The organism is Bacillus sp. ISL-41 (assembly GCF_018613235.1).
GTDB lineage: Bacteria > Bacillota > Bacilli > Bacillales > Cytobacillaceae > Mesobacillus.
Window position 1 is genome coordinate 1 of sequence record NZ_JAGGQP010000033.1, and the last position, 20,246, is coordinate 20,246.

17 protein-coding genes and 1 rRNA gene are annotated in these 20,246 nt (G+C 44.4%); 13 read left to right on the forward strand and 5 right to left on the reverse strand.

From position 1 onward, the window contains the following. Window positions 1-132 precede the first annotated feature (132 nt). Both J7I80_RS17580 and J7I80_RS17585 read left to right on the forward strand, forming a co-directional pair. Entirely contained in the window at window positions 133-1,137 is a 1,005-nt protein-coding gene (locus tag J7I80_RS17580; protein ID WP_214739918.1) for an ABC transporter permease, read from the forward strand. Window positions 1,138-1,155: 18 nt separating this feature from the next. Beyond that, window positions 1,156-2,055 carry an ABC transporter permease gene (locus J7I80_RS17585; RefSeq protein WP_214739921.1) on the forward strand — a complete coding sequence of 300 codons (900 nt, stop codon included), beginning with the start codon at window positions 1,156-1,158 and terminating at the stop codon, window positions 2,053-2,055. 46 nt (window positions 2,056-2,101) lie between these two features. On the opposite strand, the gene J7I80_RS17590 is transcribed toward J7I80_RS17585, so the two are convergent. From J7I80_RS17590 to J7I80_RS17605, 4 genes are all read right to left on the reverse strand, one after another. After that, window positions 2,102-3,184 (reverse strand): FUSC family protein, encoded by a 1,083-nt coding sequence (locus tag J7I80_RS17590; RefSeq protein ID WP_214739923.1) that lies wholly within the window; start codon window positions 3,182-3,184, stop codon window positions 2,102-2,104. 595 nt (window positions 3,185-3,779) lie between these two features. Next, window positions 3,780-8,249 (reverse strand): glutamate synthase-related protein, encoded by a 4,470-nt coding sequence (locus tag J7I80_RS17595; protein ID WP_214739925.1) that lies wholly within the window; start codon window positions 8,247-8,249, stop codon window positions 3,780-3,782. A 340-nt stretch (window positions 8,250-8,589) separates the two neighbouring features. After that, entirely contained in the window at window positions 8,590-9,885 is a 1,296-nt protein-coding gene (locus tag J7I80_RS17600; RefSeq protein WP_214739927.1) for a glutamate-1-semialdehyde 2,1-aminomutase, read from the reverse strand. A 114-nt stretch (window positions 9,886-9,999) separates the two neighbouring features. Further along, window positions 10,000-10,740: a YqjF family protein gene (locus tag J7I80_RS17605; protein ID WP_214739929.1), complete on the reverse strand. Its 741-nt coding sequence runs from the start codon at window positions 10,738-10,740 to the stop codon at window positions 10,000-10,002. Between the two features lie 121 nt (window positions 10,741-10,861). Here J7I80_RS17605 and J7I80_RS17610 point away from each other — a divergent pair, with 121 nt between their 5' ends. The 9 genes from J7I80_RS17610 to perR all read left to right on the forward strand — a co-directional run bounded on the left by J7I80_RS17610 (window position 10,862) and on the right by perR (window position 18,227). Next, window positions 10,862-11,875, forward strand: a complete 1,014-nt coding sequence (locus tag J7I80_RS17610) for an ABC transporter ATP-binding protein (RefSeq protein WP_214739931.1) — start codon at window positions 10,862-10,864, stop codon at window positions 11,873-11,875. Next, entirely contained in the window at window positions 11,868-12,659 is a 792-nt protein-coding gene (locus tag J7I80_RS17615) for an ABC transporter permease (RefSeq protein WP_214739933.1), read from the forward strand. The genes J7I80_RS17610 and J7I80_RS17615 overlap by 8 nt, the downstream gene beginning before the upstream one ends. 3 nt (window positions 12,660-12,662) lie before the next feature. Further along, complete coding sequence (locus J7I80_RS17620) at window positions 12,663-13,448, forward strand: ABC transporter permease (RefSeq protein WP_214739935.1); 786 nt, start codon at window positions 12,663-12,665, stop codon at window positions 13,446-13,448. 550 nt (window positions 13,449-13,998) lie between these two features. After that, entirely contained in the window at window positions 13,999-14,406 is a 408-nt protein-coding gene (locus J7I80_RS17625; protein ID WP_214739937.1) for a potassium channel family protein, read from the forward strand. 77 nt (window positions 14,407-14,483) lie between these two features. Further along, the gene (gene bcp, locus J7I80_RS17630) at window positions 14,484-14,951 is read left to right on the forward strand and encodes a thioredoxin-dependent thiol peroxidase (RefSeq protein WP_214739939.1); all 468 of its coding nucleotides are present in this window, start codon (window positions 14,484-14,486) and stop codon (window positions 14,949-14,951) included. A 132-nt stretch (window positions 14,952-15,083) separates the two neighbouring features. Further along, window positions 15,084-15,950 carry a TetR/AcrR family transcriptional regulator gene (locus tag J7I80_RS17635; protein WP_214739941.1) on the forward strand — a complete coding sequence of 289 codons (867 nt, stop codon included), beginning with the start codon at window positions 15,084-15,086 and terminating at the stop codon, window positions 15,948-15,950. Between the two features lie 212 nt (window positions 15,951-16,162). Continuing rightward, the gene (locus J7I80_RS17640; RefSeq protein ID WP_214739943.1) at window positions 16,163-17,107 is read left to right on the forward strand and encodes a D-2-hydroxyacid dehydrogenase; all 945 of its coding nucleotides are present in this window, start codon (window positions 16,163-16,165) and stop codon (window positions 17,105-17,107) included. A gap of 3 nt (window positions 17,108-17,110) precedes the next feature. Then, window positions 17,111-17,662, forward strand: coding sequence for a cob(I)yrinic acid a,c-diamide adenosyltransferase (locus tag J7I80_RS17645; RefSeq protein WP_214739949.1), 552 nt, complete (start codon window positions 17,111-17,113; stop codon window positions 17,660-17,662). 121 nt (window positions 17,663-17,783) lie between these two features. After that, a complete protein-coding gene (perR, locus tag J7I80_RS17650; protein WP_225650525.1) occupies window positions 17,784-18,227 on the forward strand; it encodes a peroxide-responsive transcriptional repressor PerR in 444 nt (147 codons plus the stop codon). A gap of 87 nt (window positions 18,228-18,314) precedes the next feature. Here the strand turns inward: perR and J7I80_RS17655 are convergent, their stop codons facing one another. Beyond that, entirely contained in the window at window positions 18,315-18,665 is a 351-nt protein-coding gene (locus J7I80_RS17655; protein WP_214739945.1) for a YgzB family protein, read from the reverse strand. 158 nt (window positions 18,666-18,823) lie between these two features. On the opposite strand from J7I80_RS17655, the gene J7I80_RS17660 reads away from it, so the two are divergent. Both J7I80_RS17660 and J7I80_RS17665 read left to right on the forward strand, forming a co-directional pair. Beyond that, complete coding sequence (locus J7I80_RS17660; protein WP_214739947.1) at window positions 18,824-19,699, forward strand: nucleotidyltransferase-like protein; 876 nt, start codon at window positions 18,824-18,826, stop codon at window positions 19,697-19,699. A gap of 316 nt (window positions 19,700-20,015) precedes the next feature. Continuing rightward, window positions 20,016-20,246, forward strand: a 16S ribosomal RNA gene (locus tag J7I80_RS17665); the annotation flags it as partial.

Consider the following 20,246-nt stretch of genomic DNA (forward strand, 5'->3'; position numbering starts at 1 on the left):
GGACAGTCGGCTATACATTTCGGTTTCGGTCCGCCCGATGAAGTCAAAGAACGACTTCACCGGTCGGCCCTCCAGCGCTTGTCGGGGCTGACCAAGGCGCTTACGCTTTTCATCAAGAAATGAGGTGGGAAGGTGTTTGCCTATTCTGTCAGAAGGTTTTTTTCACTGATTCCTGTACTATTGGGTCTTTCACTTATTGTATTTTTTATGATCAGAGCAATCCCTGGCGATCCCGCCCAAGTCATTCTCGGGCAGCTGGCCACTAAAGAAGCAATTGCAGATTTAACGAGAGAACTGGGGCTTGACCAGCCTTGGTATGTACAATATTTTACATATCTTGGAGGGCTGCTGACCGGTGATTTAGGAGAATCTTTAAGGACGAAGTCAGCTATCAGCAGTGAAATCTGGCCATATCTTGCAGCAACAATGGAATTGTCTTTTGTTGCGATGTTAATAGCAATTGTCATAGGTGTAAATGCTGGAATCATCAGTGCATGGTTCCAAAATTCCTGGTTTGATTACGGGGCAATGATTTTTGCGCTTATCGGTGTATCAATGCCAATTTTCTGGCTAGGTTTGATGGAACAGTGGCTGTTCGCCATCAACCTTGATATCCTCCCGACTTCAGGGCGTGAAGAAGTGCGGAATCCGGTCGATGCGATCACGAACTTTTATATCATTGATACCCTGATCCAGGGACGTACTGACCAGTTTGTCGAGGTCCTGAAGCATCTGGTGCTGCCGGCAATGGCGCTGGCGACAATTCCGATGGCCATCATTGCGAGGATTACTCGTTCCACGATGCTTGAGGTCATGAGGTCTGATTTTATCAGGACGGCAAGGGCGAAGGGTTTGAGCATGTTCTGGGTTGTTTATAAGCACTCCCTTAAAAATGCGATCATCCCTGTATTGACCATCATAGGCTTGCAGACAGGACTTCTGCTTGGCGGAGCGATCCTGACTGAGACAATTTTCAGTTGGCCGGGAATAGGTCGATATATCTACGAGGCAATCAATTATCGTGATTATCCGGTTATCCAGTCGGGGATTCTGATCATTGCCATAATTTTTGTAATGATCAACCTTGTAGTTGACTTATTATACGCAGCAATTGATCCTCGGATCAAATACCGTTGATGGAAGGGGAGAGAGCAGATGGAGATTTCAACTCAAAAACAGATACAGCCGCCAACCGTGCAGGTAGAAGAAAAAGTGGCGTCTCCCTGGGCAGAAGCATGGTATAGCTTCAAGAAGAATAAATTGGCTCTCGTTGGAACGGCCATCGTCTTGTTTTTTGTTTTGCTAGCAATCTTTGCACCTTTGATTGCGCCAGAAGGGATTAATGATCAGAAAATGGAGGTTCGTCTTCAAGCTCCTTCAGCTGACCACTGGTTTGGCACAGATGATTTTGGACGGGATATCTTATCGAGAGTTATATATGGAGCGAGGATTTCCTTATGGGTAGGGACCTTTGCGGTAATGGGTTCAATCGTTGTCGGCTGTCTGTTGGGAATTCTTGCTGGATATTATGGCAGATGGGTCGATACAATCATTTCAAGGATTTTTGATATTATGCTCGCTTTTCCTAGTATTCTACTGGCCATTGCGATTGTTGCCGTTCTGGGGCCTTCTCTGCGAAATGCGTTGATTGCGATTGCCATCATCAATATTCCAAACTTCGGAAGGCTGATCCGTTCAAGAGTCCTTAGCGTAAAAGAAGAGGAATACATCATGGCTGCCAAGGCGGTCGGAATGAAGGACAGCAGGATTTTGTTCCAGCATATATTGCCAAACAGTATGGCACCGATTATCGTCCAAGGTACGCTTGCGATTGCCACGGCAATCATTGAAGCTGCTGCTCTTGGATTCCTCGGCCTTGGTGCTGAGGCGCCAAATCCCGAATGGGGAAAGATGCTTGCTGACGCTAAGCAATTCATGATCCAGGCACCATGGACAATGATTTTCCCAGGCCTGGCAATCATGCTGACAGTACTGGGATTCAACCTGATGGGCGATGGCCTGAGGGATGCATTGGATCCTAGAATGAAAAGTTAGTGTAACTATAAGTAACAAGAAAAAGCAGCTGAAAAACCAGCTGCTTTTAAATTTCCGTATTTTGATCCATCGTTACATTGCTATCATCTTTATGGTAGGAATGGAAGCTGGTGACGAGAGTATCCAGATGCTCAACCTGCTCACCGTATTCCATGATGATCGATACGAGCTGCATGACATGATAAAGCATCTGGCTGTTCGTTTGAGCCAGTTCATTTCTCTGCGCTAAAAATAATTCAAACAGCTGCTCCTTATTCAGGCAAACCTCACCCTCAATATAGGATGCTTCAGGTCTTACTTTGCCGACATACTTTAGCATCACCTGTTCATGGTGGTTGATCAGGCAATCCAGCTGATGCTGGATGACTTCCTGGAACTCAACAGGAAGCTGATTAAATTCATTTTCGTAGCGGTGAAGCCTTTTGAGCGTCTCAAGCGATTTTTTAACCGTGGTGATCATCTGCCTGTATATGACAAGCTTGCGCGATTTAGCAAGTGGATTATTTTTAAAATAATCACGTTCTTCCTTATACATCATGTAGAGCTGATCCAGCTTGATGATACCCTCGCGGAGCTTCTCAATATCTACCTTCAGGAGCTGATGCTCGGAGGCGTGACGTGTGCTCAGCCTGATCCACTTCGTAATTTCCTCAGATAAAATAGAACTCTTGTAATACAGCTTATTTTCATACTTTGGCGGCAGGAATACAAGATTCACAATAAATGCTGATACAACCCCAAGCATGATGGTCGAGAAGCGGATCAGTGCAAACTGAATGAAATCATCACCAGGTGTCTCCATGATCGCAATCAATGTTACAAGAGAAAGCGAAATGGTGTTTCCCAGTTTCAGCTTAAGGTTTAAAGTGATCACAAGTACCGCGGCAAGGCCAATAATGAAAATACTGTTGCCGAACGCCATTACGAATAATACAGCGGTAGCGGCCCCGATCAGATTGCCCTGGATATGTTCAATAATCGATTGATAAGAGCGGTATACAGTTGGCTGCAGGGCAAAAATCGCAGCAATCCCGGCAAACACCGGAGATGGAAGATCGAAAATATGCGATAAAAATAAAGCGAGTGTGATGGCAATTCCCGTTTTCAGTATGCGGGCACCAAGTTTCATGGGAAGTGGATTCCTTTCATTCAGAGACAGAAAATCTCATTCATTAATTTATACTTTAAACCATTTTGTTCAAAACTAAACAATTATGTACTATACAACGGATTTCCAAGAAGTTCAAGCGACAATTTTACGAAAACTAAGCCTGTTTTTTATGTAAGTGGTTACAATGTCGATTAGAGTGGAATTCCTTGATACAGCTTATTTATGTAATAATGAAAGATATTCTTGAAAAAGAGGTAATATTCTTAAAAATAATCTGTCAACAAGGCTGTTGATTTTCGTTCCAGGCGCTTCGCTTTCCGCGGGAAGAATTATGAAAAAGCCCTACTGCCGGCTTTTTCAAAAGGCGAATTCTTCTTTGGGGCTGGCGATGAACCTCCTTCGCAGCCGTTGGCGCCTGCGAGGTCTCATCTGTCCAGCTGATCCCGCTGGAGTCTACGAGCCTTCCACTACAATCAACAGGTGTTTCAAATCAATTATTAAGCATTAACCGAATACAACCTGAAAATCCAATTAATATTAATCCAGATGAGGAAACAAGTCATACATGACAAAACAAATGGCTCCGTTCAAGTGACGGAGCCATTTTCGTGAATCATTCAGTTGATACTGCTGGGTCTGCCTGCTCTTTGACAGGAACGACCTGGATGAAGTGATCTTCCGGATGTTCCAGCAGAAGGGCGAGGTCAGTAGCTTCGTTTTCCTGGCCATGGTTTCTGACCATTTCGATGTAGTTCGCCAGCAATTCTTTTACATCGCTGATGCCTTTTGCTGAGAGGGTCTCAATGGAAACTTTCGCGCCTTTGGCGATTCGGCGGGCGATGGCTTCTTTTGTCAAGCCCATCTCCGGCTGGTGTCTCAGATAAACGACACCGCCTGTCATGCCTGCGCAAATCCATGGTCCTGGATCGCCGAGTACAAGTCCGCGGCCGTTGGTCATATATTCAAAAGCAAAGCCTTTGATATTGGCGTTTGTTCCAAGATTCCCGAATTCTTTTACAGGAATAGGCTTTTTCACCTGACCGCCGATGATCATATCTGCTCCCGATAAACGGATCCCTGCACGAGCATCTGCATTGCCCTGTGCTACGAGCAAGCCTTTCTGCGCCCCGTATCCAAATCCTTTACCTACGGAACCGTTGTAGAAACCTCCGTCCTTGCCAGGAGATTTTGCAATTAAAATTGCTCCTCCGAATGACGTCTTGCCGACTCCGTCCTGGCCGCCGCCATCAATTTCTATACTGATGCCGTCTGTGTTATAAGCGCCAAGTCCGTTTCCAAGGATGGATCCTTTATAACGGAGCTTAACTGGCTGTAGCTTTCTGTAGGAGCCATCCAGGCGTCCGCGGACTCGGTGGCAGGAAACCCTGCTTGCAAGCACTCGCTGCTCGGCAGTAACAGCCTGGAATTCACGTGACTGATGAAGTTCTTCATCGACAGCATCAAGGTATTCAGCGCCTGCTGCAACCTGAAGCTTTGCAGAAGCAAGGGAAGCGGCAGCCTCTTTTTGATGCGTGATTTGGCCAATTTCAAGCGGCTTCAGCAGGTAAGTCAGGTCAAGCATATCTTTTCCTTTGATTTGTTCAAGCAAGTCTGAACGGCCAACTGCTTCCTGTAAATTCTTGATGCCGGCAGATGCAGCGAGGGCCTTAAGCTCATTGCCAAAAGCAGTGAACAGATTCATGATGCCCTGTACAGCAAGATCGAACTGGCGCGGTACAAATCGGCGCAGTCCGTGTTCCTTAGCCTGTGCCTCGGAATCAATCTGTGTCGCGATTCCTACATGGCAAGTATCAAGATGGCAGCCGCGGCAAGTTGTACAGCCGATAGCAAGCATTGACAGCGTACCGAAGCCGACGCGATTCGCACCTAAAAGCATATATTTAATGACATCCTGAGCACTCTTCACACCACCGTCAGCCCAAAGCTCGACGTTGTCGCGCAAGCCGGCTTCAAGCAGGGCGTTGTGTGCGGCTTTGATGCCGATTTCTGCCGGCAGCCCAACATATTGAAGGGCGTGAATTCGGGCAGCACCAGTACCGCCATCGAAGCCGCTCAATGTGATGATATCCGCACCAGCTTTTGCGATACCGACTGCAATCGTGCCGATATTCGGAACGACAGGAACCTTAACGGCAACTCGTGCCTGGTCATTGGCTGTCTTCAACTCATGAATCATTTGCGCAAGGTCTTCAATCGAATAGATATCATGGTTGTTTGACGGTGAAATCAAATCTGATCCAATTGTCGCATTCCTTGCTTCCGCGATTTTAGCCGTAACCTTAGAACCAGGAAGGTGTCCGCCTTCACCAGGCTTCGCGCCCTGGCCAATTTTGATTTCCAAAAGGTTGGAGGAATTCAGCAATTCAGCATTCACGCCGAAACGTCCCGAAGCAACCTGCTGGCCGCGAGTGCGCGGGTATTTGCCAAGCATATCCTTTATTTCGCCGCCCTCGCCGTTCATGCTGACCATGTTAAGACGGTCGGCACCTTCAGCATAAGCGCGGAAAGCAATTTCATTTTGAGAACCGAATGACATCGATGCAATGACGAACGGCAGGCTGTGGTCGCCAACACCAATTTCAACTTCCTCCGGTGAAACCCCTGTCTCAGCCTTCTTCAATCCAGTCAAATGACGGATGGTTGTCGGGTTGCTGTCTTCCTGTTCGGAAATTTTCTCGCGGTAGACGCTGTAATCTCCAGTGGAAGCAACTTCGCCAATCGCCTTCCAGATACGAGGGAAGAGGTGGAACGTTTTGCCGATCCGCTCTTTTTCGTTTTGGAAATCTTCAGCTCTTTTCAATGCATCTTCTTTCATTGCCTCGAAATTGTATGCAAGTTCATTGGAACCAAAGAAGTTCACGACCACCAAATAATCTGCTACTTCATCATTCAGGCCTATGCTTGAGAATAAACGTCCATATGCACGCAATTCATGGATACCAATAGTAGAAATAACTTTTTCAAGGCCCTTCGTCAAGGCGCTGTATAGGTTAACGAGCGGCTTGACAGACTCATCAAGCACGGTCATGAACATATAGTACGGGCTGACTGCGTCGGCGCCAAGGCCTAGGGCAACAATGATATCATGCAGCGATCTTAATGAAGCAGAACGCAGCAGGAGTGAGCAGTCACGGCGCAAGCCTTCTTTTACAAGAGCCTGATCGATCGCCGAAACGACAAGGTGCGGATCGAGCCACAGTGCATTTTCCTGATGGGACATCGCGTCGTCAAGAACAAGCAATGTTTTGCCATCCTTAACAGCAGCAATCGCCTCAGCAGCAAGCCTTTCAAGGGCTTCTTTAACGGTTTCATCATTATGGAAAACCGTTTCCAGATACGCCGCAAGCTTTTCATTCTGGTAGCACTGAATGACCTGGTCCATGCTTGGCTGGCCAGTTTCCAATGAAACCTCGTAGCCTGCCTTTCCTTCTACAAGGAGAGGTGTGATCAATTCTACGACTTTCCCTGTCTCGGATTTGCCGAACAGGGAAGGGCGCTTGCCGAGTACAGTCCGTGTTGAGAAATGTTCAGCTTCACGATCACGGTCTATAGCGGGATTCGTAACGACAGCAACACTTTCTTTAATGAAGTCTGCGATATTCTTTCGCTCTGGATTCATTGCAGCAAGCGGTGCGTCGTGTCCAAGCGAGCGGATTGGCTCGGCGCCTTTTTCAGCCATCTGTTCGACAAGCTGAATGTGGTCACGCTCCCAGCCAAATGCTTTATATTGTCCGTTATGGATTTTATCCGGATATGTCATTGTAACCGTCTTGCCAAGCTGTGGGCCCTCTAGGCGATGGCGGGCTTCCTGGAAAGCAAGGCGCTCTGAAAAACGCTTGAATACTTCACCCTGAAATTGTTCCATTTCAAATACTTCAATTGTGTCACCGTTCCATTTCAGGCCGACCTTCTCGCCTGGTGCAAGTGGTTTTGGATCACCTGTGTACTCGGTAGACAGGATGATTCCCGGCTCAGATGAAAATAGGTAAGAGCTTTCTGTGTCTACCATCCAAAGCGGGCGCAGGCCTAGTGCGTCTACACTGAATACTGCTTCATCTCCAAAGCGTGAAATGATGCCAGCAGGTCCCTGGGCGAAATGGCCCCATGCTTCGCGTATATAAGTATATAAATCTTGCAAATGTTCCGGATAAGCTTTGATTTCATTGATGATTGGCGGGAACATCATGTCCATTGCCTCAAATAAAGAATAACCATCACGACAAATAAACGTTTCAATTGTACGGCTGAGGTCCTGTGAGTCACTTCCGTCTTTTACAAGCGGCACATTGACCATGCGCGCTTCATCGCGTAGCCTTGCGATTGTATTGATTTCACCGTTATGCCCAAGGACGCTGAACGGCTGGACACGGAAAAAGCTTGATAGAGTATTAGTTGAATAGCGATTGTGTCCAAGTGTCATGGTAGATGCCACGAGCGGGCTGGCCAGATCATGATAGTATTTAGGAAGAATATCTCCTGCGCCCATTACCTTATAAACAGCATGATATTGGCTAAGGGAGGCCACATGAACCTGATCGTTTTTCTCGAAATCTACGATCATATCAAACAATTTGCCGGAAAGCTCCTGACCTGTTTGGTCTGCAAGGCAAGCGAACTGCCAGAATACAGGGTTTTCCTGAATAGCAATCGGGCCGAGTGCCCCTGAATCAGTGACCTTGACTGATGAAAAAATCAGCTCTATATTCTGTTCTGCTAGCTTTGCCTCAAGCTCATCCTGAATCGCCTTTGCCTGCTCCGTCCTTGTGATAAAAACATGTCCGACCACAAAGTTTTCTTTGTCGACTGCATTAACATCCGCGCCGACTGCAGCAAGCTTTTCCTTCCATAGTGCGCGAGGGATGTCAATGTGCACGCCAACACCATCACCCTCGCCATTGATAAAACCAGCGCGATGGTTCATCGTGACCAGGCCGTTGATACAGTGGAAAATATTCTCCCGTGTAGGGGTTTTCTTTTTTTCAATGCTGGCAACAATTCCGCATGCATCGTGTTCAAATCGTGAAAAGTCCTTAAATTGGGAAGGGTTCCATTGTGTTGTCATAAAAATCGGCTTATAAAGGGTTCTTTTAAGCCGTTTCACCTCCTGAAAAAATAATCTATGATCTGTTGTTTGATAGCTTGGTACATGAGGGTATAACCTTAGACGGGAATTTAAAGCAGGGATTTTAAGCGGCCACTTGAATGGCAATTTTAAAATATTAATAGCAATCATATCATAAGAATTTTCAGAAATCAATTAATTATACATTAATTTGGATGAAGGATTTTTGTGAATAGAGAGGTGGAAATAAAATACACCTTTAAATGTAAACGGTTTCATTCTTGGTGATAAAAATAACAGGTACCTTGTTGGCACCTGTTATGTATAAAAAATTGTATATTTATTCATTGGCCATTGAATAAAATGCCTGATCAACCGCATGAAGGGTTGCTTCGATGTCTTCCGTGGAGTGGGCAATTGTCACGAACCATGCTTCATATTTAGAAGGAGCGAGGTTAATTCCTTGCTCAAGCATCAGGTTGAAGAAGCGTGCGAACATTTCGCCATCGGTATTCTCTGCTTGCTCATAGTTCTCAATTTTTTCTTTTGTAAAATAGATCGTCAGTGCGCCCTTCAATCGATTAATGGTGATTGGAATGCCATGCTTGCTTGCAGAAGAAGTGATTCCTTCCTCGAGCAGCGCACCAAGCTGGTCCAGATACTCATAGACACCATCTTGCTTCAACACTTCAAGGCAGGCGATACCTGAAAGAATGGAAGCCGGATTTCCAGCCATCGTGCCAGCTTGATAAGCAGGACCAAGCGGAGCAACCTTTTCCATGATTTCGGCACGTCCGCCGTAAGCACCGATCGGAAGGCCGCCGCCGATGATTTTGCCCATAGCGGTCAAGTCTGGTGTAATCCCAAGCAAGTCCTGTGCTCCGCCGTACATGAAACGGAAAGCAGTAATGACCTCATCGAAAATGATCAGGGAACCAGCCTGATGGGTAAGTTCCTTCACTTCTTCTAAAAAGCCAGGTTTCGGCTCGACAATTCCGAAGTTGCCTACAATCGGCTCCACAAGTACCGCTGCAATCTGGTCGCCCCATTTTTCAAGAGCTTCCTTGAAAGGTTCAATGTCATTGAATGGCACGGTGATGACTTCCTGGGCGATGCTCTTTGGTACACCCGCCGAGTCTGGAGTTCCAAGAGTGGATGGTCCTGAGCCTGCAGCAACCAGCACCAGGTCAGAGTGTCCATGGTAACAGCCTGCAAATTTAATGATTTTATCCCGGCCTGTATATGCTCTAGCCACACGGATCGTTGTCATAACCGCCTCTGTACCGGAGTTGACAAAGCGCACTTTATCAAGCGCTGGCATTGCTTCCTTAAGCATTTTGGCGAATTTGACTTCATGCGGGGTCGGCGTTCCGTAAAGGACACCTGTTTCTGCGGCCCTTTTGATCGCTTCGGTAATATGCGGGTGAGCATGTCCGGTAATGATCGGGCCATATGCCGCTAAATAATCGATATATTGATTGCCATCCACATCCCAGAAATATGCTCCCTGGGCACGCTCCATCACGATAGGGGCACCGCCGCCAACCGCCTTGTACGAACGGGATGGGCTATTGACACCACCTACGATATGTTCAAGAGCTTCACTATGTATCCGCTCAGAATTCGTTCTTTGCATCGTAAAACCTCCTACTATATAACTGCTTTTTTATTTTATCATTATTTCTGTTTTTTACAGATTGTTTCACTTTTCGTTCATTTTCAGCGAAAAAAAAAGCCCGAAAGCCGTGAACTACTTTTCGAGCTTAGGCGGCCAGAAAAAGGCCTTTTTGTATTTTGAGTAATGCAAAAGTGGCTGCTTTGTTAAAAACTCTTGTTGTACAAAAGGTATGAGCATTTCATGTGAGATCTCAGCCTGGGCCCTTTGGAGTTCCCATTTTGTGTGATGTATGTCTCCGCGGATGAGCTTACTGCCGCGTTTTGTCCACAAACAATATCTTTCTGTAAGCCAATGTTCCAACGTCCCTGGACTTGCGAAAAACACCTGAGTTTCTGGTACATATCGCAGCTCCATTTTTGCGTTTCCAACAGCAGCCTGTACACGTCTGGAACTCATCTCAAAATGTTTTTTTTCCTGAAAGCTGATGTTTGCTTGTTTATAGTTTAGGCCGAAAATTGCCTTTGCTCCCAGAACTGCAAGCAAGTGGTCGGCATCCAGTGAAAAGAAATAGACACCAGTCCTCGGACCGTATTTTACGTATGTCCTTACATTCACTTCAAGATAGTAGCTGAAAAAAGGAATGGCAGGCGTAAACTTGCCCCTGGTGTTCTTGACCTGGAAAGGGACAATCCCGATCCAAGCGCTGCCGTCAAAAGTGTCGACCTCAAGCTCTTTAGGAACATGTTCCCGTAATGAAGCGGCAGGTACTGGCCAGTGAACAAATAAAGTGTGATGCCATTCCTGTGTCATAACCCAGTTCATATCAGGCAAAGGATAAGGGCGGTGGCTTTGGACCAGCAATTCCTTTTCCATTTGATACTCCTCCTTTTTGTGGATAAAATACCCTCTAACAGCCAGGAGTAATCAGGCATAGCATTTGTTTTAGCCAGAAGGATTGGCTAAACTGTTTGAGTGACCAAAGGAGGAAATATTCATGAACGCAATTGAAGTGAACGGATTGCGGAAGGAATTCAAGGCTTATTCAAGCCGTTCCGGATTATCGGGCGCCTTCCGTGATCTTTTTACACGTAATTATAAAATCGTTCCTGCAGTGAACGATATCAACTTTAACGTCAAACAAGGAGAGATGGTCGGTTACATCGGCGAAAATGGAGCCGGGAAATCGACAACCATCAAAATGTTGACCGGGATCCTGACCCCGACTTCAGGGAGTGTCATCGTCAATGGCATGAACCCTCACAAGGAAAGGGAAAGATTCGTGCAGACGATTGGCGTCGTATTCGGCCAGCGCTCTCAGCTCTGGTGGGACATTGCTGTCCAGGAATCGTTCCGTCTGTTGAAAAAGGTCTATAAAGTTTCAGACGCTCAGTATAACGAGCATATGGATCATGTAATCAAGACACTCGATCTGGAGCCGTTGCTAGATAAGCCTGTAAGGAAGCTGTCGCTTGGTCAGAGGATGCGCTGTGAGCTTGCGGCCGCGCTGATCCATAATCCGCCGCTGCTTTTCCTAGATGAGCCTACTATCGGGTTGGATGTGCTTGTGAAATTAAAAATCAGAGAGTTTTTGAAGGAAATCAATGAAAAGTACAATACGACGATCCTGCTCACGACGCATGACCTGACGGATATCGAAGCATTATGCGAGCGGGTTGTCATGCTTGATGAAGGAAATATCATCTATGATGGCGCGCTGAAAAACCTGAAGGAAACGTGGGGCGAAGGGAAGGAAATCAGCTTTGAGTTCCTTGAAAAAGCCGACCTCAGGCGTCTCGAGACTTTGACGGGTGACCTTGATATCAAGTGGGAGCTGGATGAAAGAAAACAGATTTTCACTGCGGTGACAGGGGACGATGAGGAAACAGTATCGCAGGTAATCGCCCGTACAGTTGCCACCTATAAGATAAGGGATGTAAAAATCAATGAGCCGTCCACAGAAGAAATCATCCGCAATATCTATGATAAAGGGATGACACAGCATGGATAAATATATCGAGATGATCCGCATCCGATTTTTGATGATGCTGGCTTACAGGACTAATTATTATACAGGGATCTTGATTTACAGCATCAATATCGGGGCTTACTATTTTCTTTGGAATGCGATTTACGGCGGTAAGAGTGAGATCGAAGGCTTGAGTGCAGTCCAAATGACGACATATGTGGCGGTTGCCTGGATGGCAAGGGCATTTTATTTTAACAATATCGACCGGGAAATGGCGACGGAAATCAAGGAAGGTAAGGTTGCCGTCGAGTTGATCAGGCCATATAACTATCTCGGAATGAAAACGATGCAGGGACTGGGCGAAGGGATATTCAGACTGTTCTTCTTCTCGGTGCCGGGTATGGTCATCGTCGCATTGATTTTTCCGATGGAGTTTTCAGCGGTTGCAGCGACCTGGGGTATGTTCGCGATTTCGATTGTGCTTAGCTTTTTCATCAACACACAATTGAACCTGCTTACTGGAATTACCACTTTCTTTCTATATAATAATACAGGCCTGATCCGAGCCAAGCGTGTACTGATCGACTTGTTTTCAGGATTACTGCTGCCAATCAGCTTTTTTCCTGGATGGGCACAGGAAATCATGGGTTTCCTTCCGTTCCAGGGCATCAGTTATATTCCAAGCATGATTTTTACCAAGGGCTTCACTGGAAGCCAGGCAGTTGAAGGGCTTCTGATCCAGGCTGCATGGGTGTTGATATTGGTAATCCCGATTCAGATTCTTTGGGTCATTGCTAAAAAACAACTGATTATACAGGGAGGGTGACGTATGTTTTACATCAGCATGTTTTTTCAATATGTCGCCCAGTATATGAAGACAAGGCTCGAATACCGGGCGGATTTAATTGTAGAGATCTTCTCGGATTTATTGTTTCAGGCTGTCAACCTGATTTTTATCCTGGTGGTATTCGATCATACCGATTTCCTGAACGGCTGGAGCAGGGATGAAATCATCTTTATTTACGGTTTTTTCCTTGTGCCTTATGCACTGTTCTCGGCTTTTTTCAATATCTGGGATTTTAATGAACGGTATATTGTAAAAGGAGAGTTGGACAGAATTTTGACAAGACCGATTCATAGCTTGTTCCAGATCATTCTCGAAAGGATGGAGCTGGAGTCACTGTTCGGGGCCGTAACCGGACTGGCTGTTATGTATTATGCCGGAAGCCGGCTTGGTCTTGAGGTGAGCTGGTCTGATCCTTTCTTGTTCGTTTTATTCGTCCTGGGCGGTGTCCTTGTATACGCCGGCATATTCGTGATGATTGCCTGCATCAGTTTCTGGGCAGATGCCCGGACATCGATCATGCCGATGATGTACAATATCGGCAACTATGGACGCTATCCGGTAGATATCTACAACAAGGCAATCCGATTTGTTTTGACGTGGATTCTGCCATTCGCTTTCGTTGGCGTCTATCCGGCAGCTTACTTCCTGGGCCGCGATGAGTGGTACGGTTACTCATTTTTGACACCCGTGATCGGGCTTGTGTTTTTCAGCCTGTCTGTTTTCATCTGGAATGAAGGCGTGAAAAGATACCGGGGAGCCGGGAATTGAATATGTTGACAAAAAGCTACGGGCTGATTGGTTCCGTGGTTTTTTGTTTTGTATGTGGTATCCAAAAAGATTGAGTTATGGAGACACAAAAAGGGGCTTCCAAGGAAAAAAGCGCTATCCATGGGCTTAATGGAGACACAAAAAGGGGCTTCCAAGGAAAAAAGCGCTATCCATGGGCTTAATGGAGACACAAAAAGGAGCTTCCGAGGAAAAAAGCGCTATCCATGGACTTAATGGAGACACCAAAAGGAGCTTCCGAGGAAAAAAGCGCTATCCATGGGCTTAATGGAGACACAAAAAGGGGCTTACGAGGAAAAAAGCGCTATCCATGGGCTTGATGGAGACGCAATAAGGAGCTTCCGAGGATAAAAAGCGTTATCCATAAATCCGATGGATATGCGTAGTAACGATCATACGAAAAAGCGTCACCCAAAGACATGTTAAAACTTGGCTCATACAATCCTGCAGCTTTAATGAGGGACTTGCTTGCATACTCCGAATTTCACCAGCGTATAGTTGAAGGGAGAGAAGCAGGAAATGAGGCTTGCCCATGCAATTTTACATTTCGATTATTTTGATCATTTTAGCGATCTTTTTGAGTCTGAGAACATTATTTATTCCTCACAAGATAAAAGGTAAACAGGTCTCGTTCGAGAATTTCGTCACACTTGCGCTGATATACGCTACGGTGATGGCTGCATTTGGGCTATTGTATTATTTACTGGATCTGAAAGGGATCTGGGTGCTTTCTGATGTGAGCATGCGCCCGAGCACCTCTTCATATGAAAGGATGTCCACGAGTATGTACTTCAGTGCCATTACGCTATTTTCTGTAGGGTATGGCGATATAGCACCGGTTGGAATAGGAAGGGCAATTGCTGTTTTGGAAGCACTCATTGGCTACACGATTCCAGCCGCCTTTGTGACGAGGGCTATGTTTGACCAAAAACGATCATGACGCATTCCTTTGATTTGTATTCCATTCCAAAATTAGATAGGCTAAAGATAATAGAATTGATTTTGGAGGGATACATAATGACACTAGAAGTTGGAGGAAAAGCACCGGGATTTGAACTGCCGGCAAGCAATGGGGAAACCGTCAAGCTTTCTGATTATGCAGGAAAAAATGTTGTGCTTTATTTTTACCCAAAGGACATGACTCCTGGCTGCACAACGGAAGCGTGTGATTTCAGGGATCACCATGAGAGTTTTGTAGGAGTGGACGCAGTTATTCTTGGAGTAAGTCCCGACCCAATCAACCGCCATGAAAAATTCATCGAGAAGCATGGTCTGCCATTCCTGCTATTGGCTGATGAAGAGCACAAAACGGCGGAGGATTATGGAGTATGGAAGCTGAAAAAGAACTTTGGCAAGGAATACATGGGAATTGAACGTTCAACCTTCATCATTGATAAGAATGGCAATCTCGTCAAGGAATGGAGAAAAGTAAAAGTGAAAGGCCATGTTGAGGAGGCCCTTGAATATATAAAAGAAAATCTTTAATCAAAAGGACAGCCGGGAGAGAGGCTGTCTTTTTGCTGATTTGGCTAAATGTATAAGCTATAATAGGATATATTAATAAAAAACTATGACCAGTCAGTCATTCTTATTTTAAAAGTTGGGGAGGCTTTAAGAGTGAAGGAAAAGGAAAAAGCAATCATCGAAGCAGCAATCAAGCTCTATGCGACTAAAGGATTTGCATCCACTTCGATCCAGGAAATTGTTTCGGAAAGCGGGATCTCCAAGGGAGCATTCTATTTATACTTTAAATCCAAGGATGCTTTGTTGATCGCGATTCTTGAATACTACTTTGATTATATACAAAAGAAGCTTGAAGCGTATGAGCAAGAGCAGCTGCCTCCAAGAGAAAAGTTTTCATTACAGCTGGCTGCGTTATTCAATACAATGCTTGAGCATAAAGAGTTCATCATCATGCAATCAAGGGAACAGGCAATACCACTGAATGAAGAGGTAAAGGAATTGATGATCCGCAAGTATTATGAAGCCCAAATGTTTTATCAAAGCAGTCTGCGTGCTATATATGGACAAAAAGCTGAACCGCATCTTTGGGATTTGGCTCTTATGCTTGAAGGGTTCTTTAACTCATATATGAAGCTGCTGATTTTCAATCCGGAGGGCTTCAAGATTGATGAATTAGTGGGATATATACTTAGGAGAGTCGATTCACTAGTGGATGGCCTGGAAGGAGAGGAGCCGGTAGCCTCCGAAGAAAAAGTCCAGGAACTTATAAATAAAACAAAGGCGTTCTTCCTGGCGGATGCCCAGGATATTAAAACAATCCTCAAAAAAATGAAACATGCGATTTCCAATCTGGAAAATACCGAAGATTTGAATGTTTCACTGGAAGTGCTTGAAAGTGAAGTGGAAAGCGAATCGCCCCGGATTCCAGTGATTCAGGGGATGTTGTCGAACTTTAAGGCAGAACAATCGCTGGACAGCTTCCGAGAGGCAATTGCTGAGTTTTATGGTGTGAAAGGTTAAAGTTTAGCCGCCTATTTTTATCAATACAGGCTACTGTCCATTCATTTTACCTCTAACTGAATATCATTGTATTAGGGCATACCTCCTCAAACGATTTAGCGGGCTACAACAGCCCGCCTTTTTTTATGCTTTATAAAGGCTTGGAAGTTGTTTAATAGCGTGAAAATTAATACAATTATTAATATGACAATAGAACGAAGGGTTTGGTCTATATGAAAATTTACTCCTCTATTCTGCCTGCTGCTGCTTTGCAGGATGATGTGAAAAAGGAATTTCCGCAAGTCAGCTTTGAATTTCATAAAGGGATAAAAGAAGATTTGTTTTTGGATGCGGAAATCTTTCTTACATACGGCGAGGATTTAACAGAAGAACTTATTTACAAGGCAGACAAATTAAAATGGATCATGGTCATGTCAGCCGGACTGGATAGAATGCCATTCACGGCCTGCAAGAAGCGTGGGATTCTCGTTACCAATGTCAGGGGGATTCATAAAATACCGATGGCTGAATTTACAATCGGCATGATGATGCAGGATGCTAAGCAAATGAGATCCCTTTTGGCAAATGAACAGACCAGGACATGGGAGCGTAAATTGCCAATGGGAGAATTATACGGCAAGACATTGCTCATTCTAGGTATAGGTGCTATTGGCGGAGAAGTGGCGAGACTGGCGAAAGCTTTTAATATGAAAACAATCGGTGTGAATCGGAGTGGGCGTGAAGCCGAATGGGCTGACGAAATATTCACGATGGAAAACTATCGAGGTGCCTTGCCTCAAGCAGATTTCATTGTCTCAGTATTGCCAAGCACGAGCGAAACAAAGCATTTTCTGGATCTCACCGATTTTGACATGATGAAGAATACAGCAGTGTTCATTAATATTGGCCGCGGTGATTTGGTCACGGATGAGGTTTTAACTGCTGCGCTTCAGGAAAATAAGATAGCACACGCGTACTTGGATGTATTTTATGAAGAACCACTGAAAGAAAGTCACCCATTCTGGACGATGGAGAATGTAACGGTAACGCCGCATATATCAAGCCTTACGAAAAATTATCTGCCAAGATCTTTTGAAATTTTTAAACATAATCTGCATACATATATTAAAAATGGGTCGGATTATCTCAATGTAATTGACATGGACAGGGGGTACTAGATGATGAAAATTTATACGAAGACTGGAGACAAGGGAACAACTTCCCTTATTTATGGAACAAGGGTATCCAAGAATGATAAACGTGTAGAAGCTTATGGTACATGTGATGAAACGAACTCAATGATTGGGCTGGCTTTAAGCTATTTAAACGGTGAGTATTTCAGCGGCAAAGAAGACATGCAGGAAATGTTTCATAAAATCCAGACAGCATTGTTCCATGTCGGTGCTGAACTTGCTACACCTTCAGGAAAGAATGTGAAGTGGACTCTTGAGGAAAAAGACATCGAAGAACTAGAGGCGAAGATTGATGCCTGGGATGCAGCACTTCCGCAATTGTCTAACTTTATTCTCCCTGGAGGACACCAGGCTGGAGCAGCTCTGCATGTAGCAAGGACTGTTGCGAGAAGGGCAGAACGGCAGGCTGTTGAACTGGGCGAAGAGGTTAACCCGCTTGTCCTTTCCTATTTGAATCGACTCTCCGACTTCCTGTTTGTTGCGGCGAGATATGTGAACATGCATCTGGGGTCTAAGGAACAAACTTTGCACCAGGATTAAAACAAATGCAGCATTTGCGCACGTTTGTGATGTAGCAATATTGACAAAAGTGGAATGGAATTAGTACACTATTTATAAATATTATAAAATAAGAATTATAATCTAAAGTAAAGTGAGGTGCATGGCGGTGGTACAGAGTCAGTTAAAAGAAGCCCTGGATACCTTGAAGGATACAGGAGTCCGTATTACTCCGCAACGTCATGCGATACTCGAATTTTTAATAAACTCAATGTCGCACCCTACAGCTGATGAGATATATAAAGCGCTTGAAGGGAAATTCCCTAATATGAGCGTAGCGACAGTTTATAACAATTTGAGAGTATTCCGTGAAGTTGGATTGGTAAAGGAACTGACATATGGAGATGCTTCAAGTCGTTTTGACTTTGTGACTTCCCATCATTATCATGTTATTTGTGATAAATGCGGAAAGATCGTCGACTTCCATTACCCAGGACTTGACGAGGTTGAACACTTGGCTTCCCATGTAACTGGTTTTAAGGTCGGTAACCATAGAATGGAGATTTACGGCACTTGTCCGGATTGCTCTGCGAAGGAAGCTCATTAAACCAATCACTGATGGCAAAAGCTATCAGTTTCTTTTTTTTTTTTGAGTAAAATCCATATAAAAATAGAACTCGGCTTCAGCCGAGTTCTATTTTTGTTCTTTTCGGTTGTATTGTTCATCAAACTCTTTGCCCTCAAGAGTTGGGTCAAGAGTTAACGGTTCATTGCAATACATGCAAATATCCACACGGCCAAGCATTTTGGTCTGTTTATTGCAGTTAGGACAGACAACCTGAACTGTTTTTGTCGATAACATTCCAATCCAAAAATAAACAACCGTGCTTGCAACGATGAAAAGCAATCCCAGGATCATGAAAATGGTCATGACCAAGGGTGAGTTCCGAAAGAAGATCCCTGCGTACATAACGATGAAGCCAATGAAAATCAGGCTCAGCGCAAAGGTGCGGATTTTATTTATTTTACTAGAATATTTAGCCATTGGAATTTTCCCTCCCTAAAATCTAACTATATCATACCATTTGCGGCAAGATAATCATAAAAAGTCAAAGGGAGTGTCGAAAATTGTCTAGAAGAAATGCAGGAGATTTTATATAATTGTCGAACATATATGCTAACAAACAAATGGAGGAGTTTATTATGGAGGATATCCTTCGTTCAATTTATCAAGAACGTGCAAGCCATCCTAACACAGTAGGAGTAGTTGTAGTCGAGAAGAGGCAAAAAGCCCTCGCCGCAACCGATACCTTTGATGTCATCATGCTTATTATAGTAAAAGAAAATAATGATCCCGTCTTTGTAAAACATTATTCTTATGAAGATAAAAAAGCAGCAATGCATATTGTGACTGAAAAACAAATTAATGATTGGTTGTTAATAGGCAATAACAAAAAAATATTTGATTGGCTGTATAATGGAAAGATCGTCTTTGACCGTAATGAACGGATTGCCAACCTAAAGCACGAGCTCAGAGAGTTCCCTTTCTTTGGCCGAAAAATTAAAATGGGAATTGAGTTTGCTAAATTGATCAGAAGATATTCTGATGGCAGAGTACTCTTTGACAACTTTAATTATTTGGATGCTTATAATCATGTCGTCCATTCGCTGCATCACCTGGCTAGGCTGGCGGTAATCGAAAATGGTTTCCATCCAGAAGTTACTGTCTGGCATCAGGTCAAACAGATTGAACCGGAAATATATAAATTATATGAAGAGTTGATTTGCAGTGAAGAGTCCATTGAAAAGCGGCTGGAGCTATTATTCCTGGCCAGTGAATTTCTAATCCATAAAAGAACCAAGGTTGGTAGCCAGCATTTGCTTGAGGTGATGGAGAGTAATGATCATTGGTCATTCAATGAATTGATGTCACATCCTGAATTGGCACCCTACTCTGTAGACCTCGGTATCCTTGTGGAATATTTGATAGAAAAGAAAATCCTTGATGTAGTCAAAGTCGAAACAAAAGGACAAGGTATTTTCCACAGGTATTATCGATCTGCAAAAAAACTATCCTAAAAAAACAAAAAAACCTATTGACCATTTAAAAAATACTTGGTATATTAATAACCGTCGCTGCGGAACACAGCAAAAACATTTTCGCGGCAGACGGTTGAAAACTTAAAGTGCTTTTCAGTCGATAACATTTTTTGAAAAAGTTGTTGACAGAAAAAACACTGGATGTTATATTAGTAAAGTCGCTTCTGGGCGACGCGCTAACTAACTTGCTCTTTGAAAACTAAACAAACAAGCGTCAACAAACAATAAATGATCATGTTTCTCTTCTATAAAAACATGAGCCAACGTTTTAACTTATGAGCTAACTCATAACTCTTTTTTGGAGAGTTTGATCCTGGCTCAGGACGAACGCTGGCGGCGTGCCTAATACATGCAAGTCGAGCGGATCTTCATTAGCTTGCTTTTGAAGATCAGCGGCGGACGGGTGAGTAACACGTGGGCAACCTGCCTGTAAGACTGGGATAACTTCGGGAAACCGGAGCTAATACCGGATAATCCTTTCCCTCACATGAGGGAAAGCTGAAAGACGGTTTCGGCTGTCACTTAC

Coding starts and splice junctions, on each gene's coding strand:
- J7I80_RS17585 (WP_214739921.1), top strand. CDS start 1,156: ATGGAGATTTCAACTCAAAAACAGATACAGCCGCCAACCGTGCAGGTA.
- J7I80_RS17590 (WP_214739923.1), bottom strand. CDS start 3,184: ATGAAACTTGGTGCCCGCATACTGAAAACGGGAATTGCCATCACACTC.
- J7I80_RS17595 (WP_214739925.1), bottom strand. CDS start 8,249: ATGACAACACAATGGAACCCTTCCCAATTTAAGGACTTTTCACGATTT.
- J7I80_RS17600 (WP_214739927.1), bottom strand. CDS start 9,885: ATGCAAAGAACGAATTCTGAGCGGATACATAGTGAAGCTCTTGAACAT.
- J7I80_RS17605 (WP_214739929.1), bottom strand. CDS start 10,740: ATGGAAAAGGAATTGCTGGTCCAAAGCCACCGCCCTTATCCTTTGCCT.
- J7I80_RS17610 (WP_214739931.1), top strand. CDS start 10,862: ATGAACGCAATTGAAGTGAACGGATTGCGGAAGGAATTCAAGGCTTAT.
- J7I80_RS17615 (WP_214739933.1), top strand. CDS start 11,868: ATGGATAAATATATCGAGATGATCCGCATCCGATTTTTGATGATGCTG.
- J7I80_RS17620 (WP_214739935.1), top strand. CDS start 12,663: ATGTTTTACATCAGCATGTTTTTTCAATATGTCGCCCAGTATATGAAG.
- J7I80_RS17625 (WP_214739937.1), top strand. CDS start 13,999: ATGCAATTTTACATTTCGATTATTTTGATCATTTTAGCGATCTTTTTG.
- bcp (WP_214739939.1), top strand. CDS start 14,484: ATGACACTAGAAGTTGGAGGAAAAGCACCGGGATTTGAACTGCCGGCA.
- J7I80_RS17640 (WP_214739943.1), top strand. CDS start 16,163: ATGAAAATTTACTCCTCTATTCTGCCTGCTGCTGCTTTGCAGGATGAT.
- J7I80_RS17645 (WP_214739949.1), top strand. CDS start 17,111: ATGAAAATTTATACGAAGACTGGAGACAAGGGAACAACTTCCCTTATT.
- perR (WP_225650525.1), top strand. CDS start 17,784: ATGGCGGTGGTACAGAGTCAGTTAAAAGAAGCCCTGGATACCTTGAAG.
- J7I80_RS17655 (WP_214739945.1), bottom strand. CDS start 18,665: ATGGCTAAATATTCTAGTAAAATAAATAAAATCCGCACCTTTGCGCTG.
- J7I80_RS17660 (WP_214739947.1), top strand. CDS start 18,824: ATGGAGGATATCCTTCGTTCAATTTATCAAGAACGTGCAAGCCATCCT.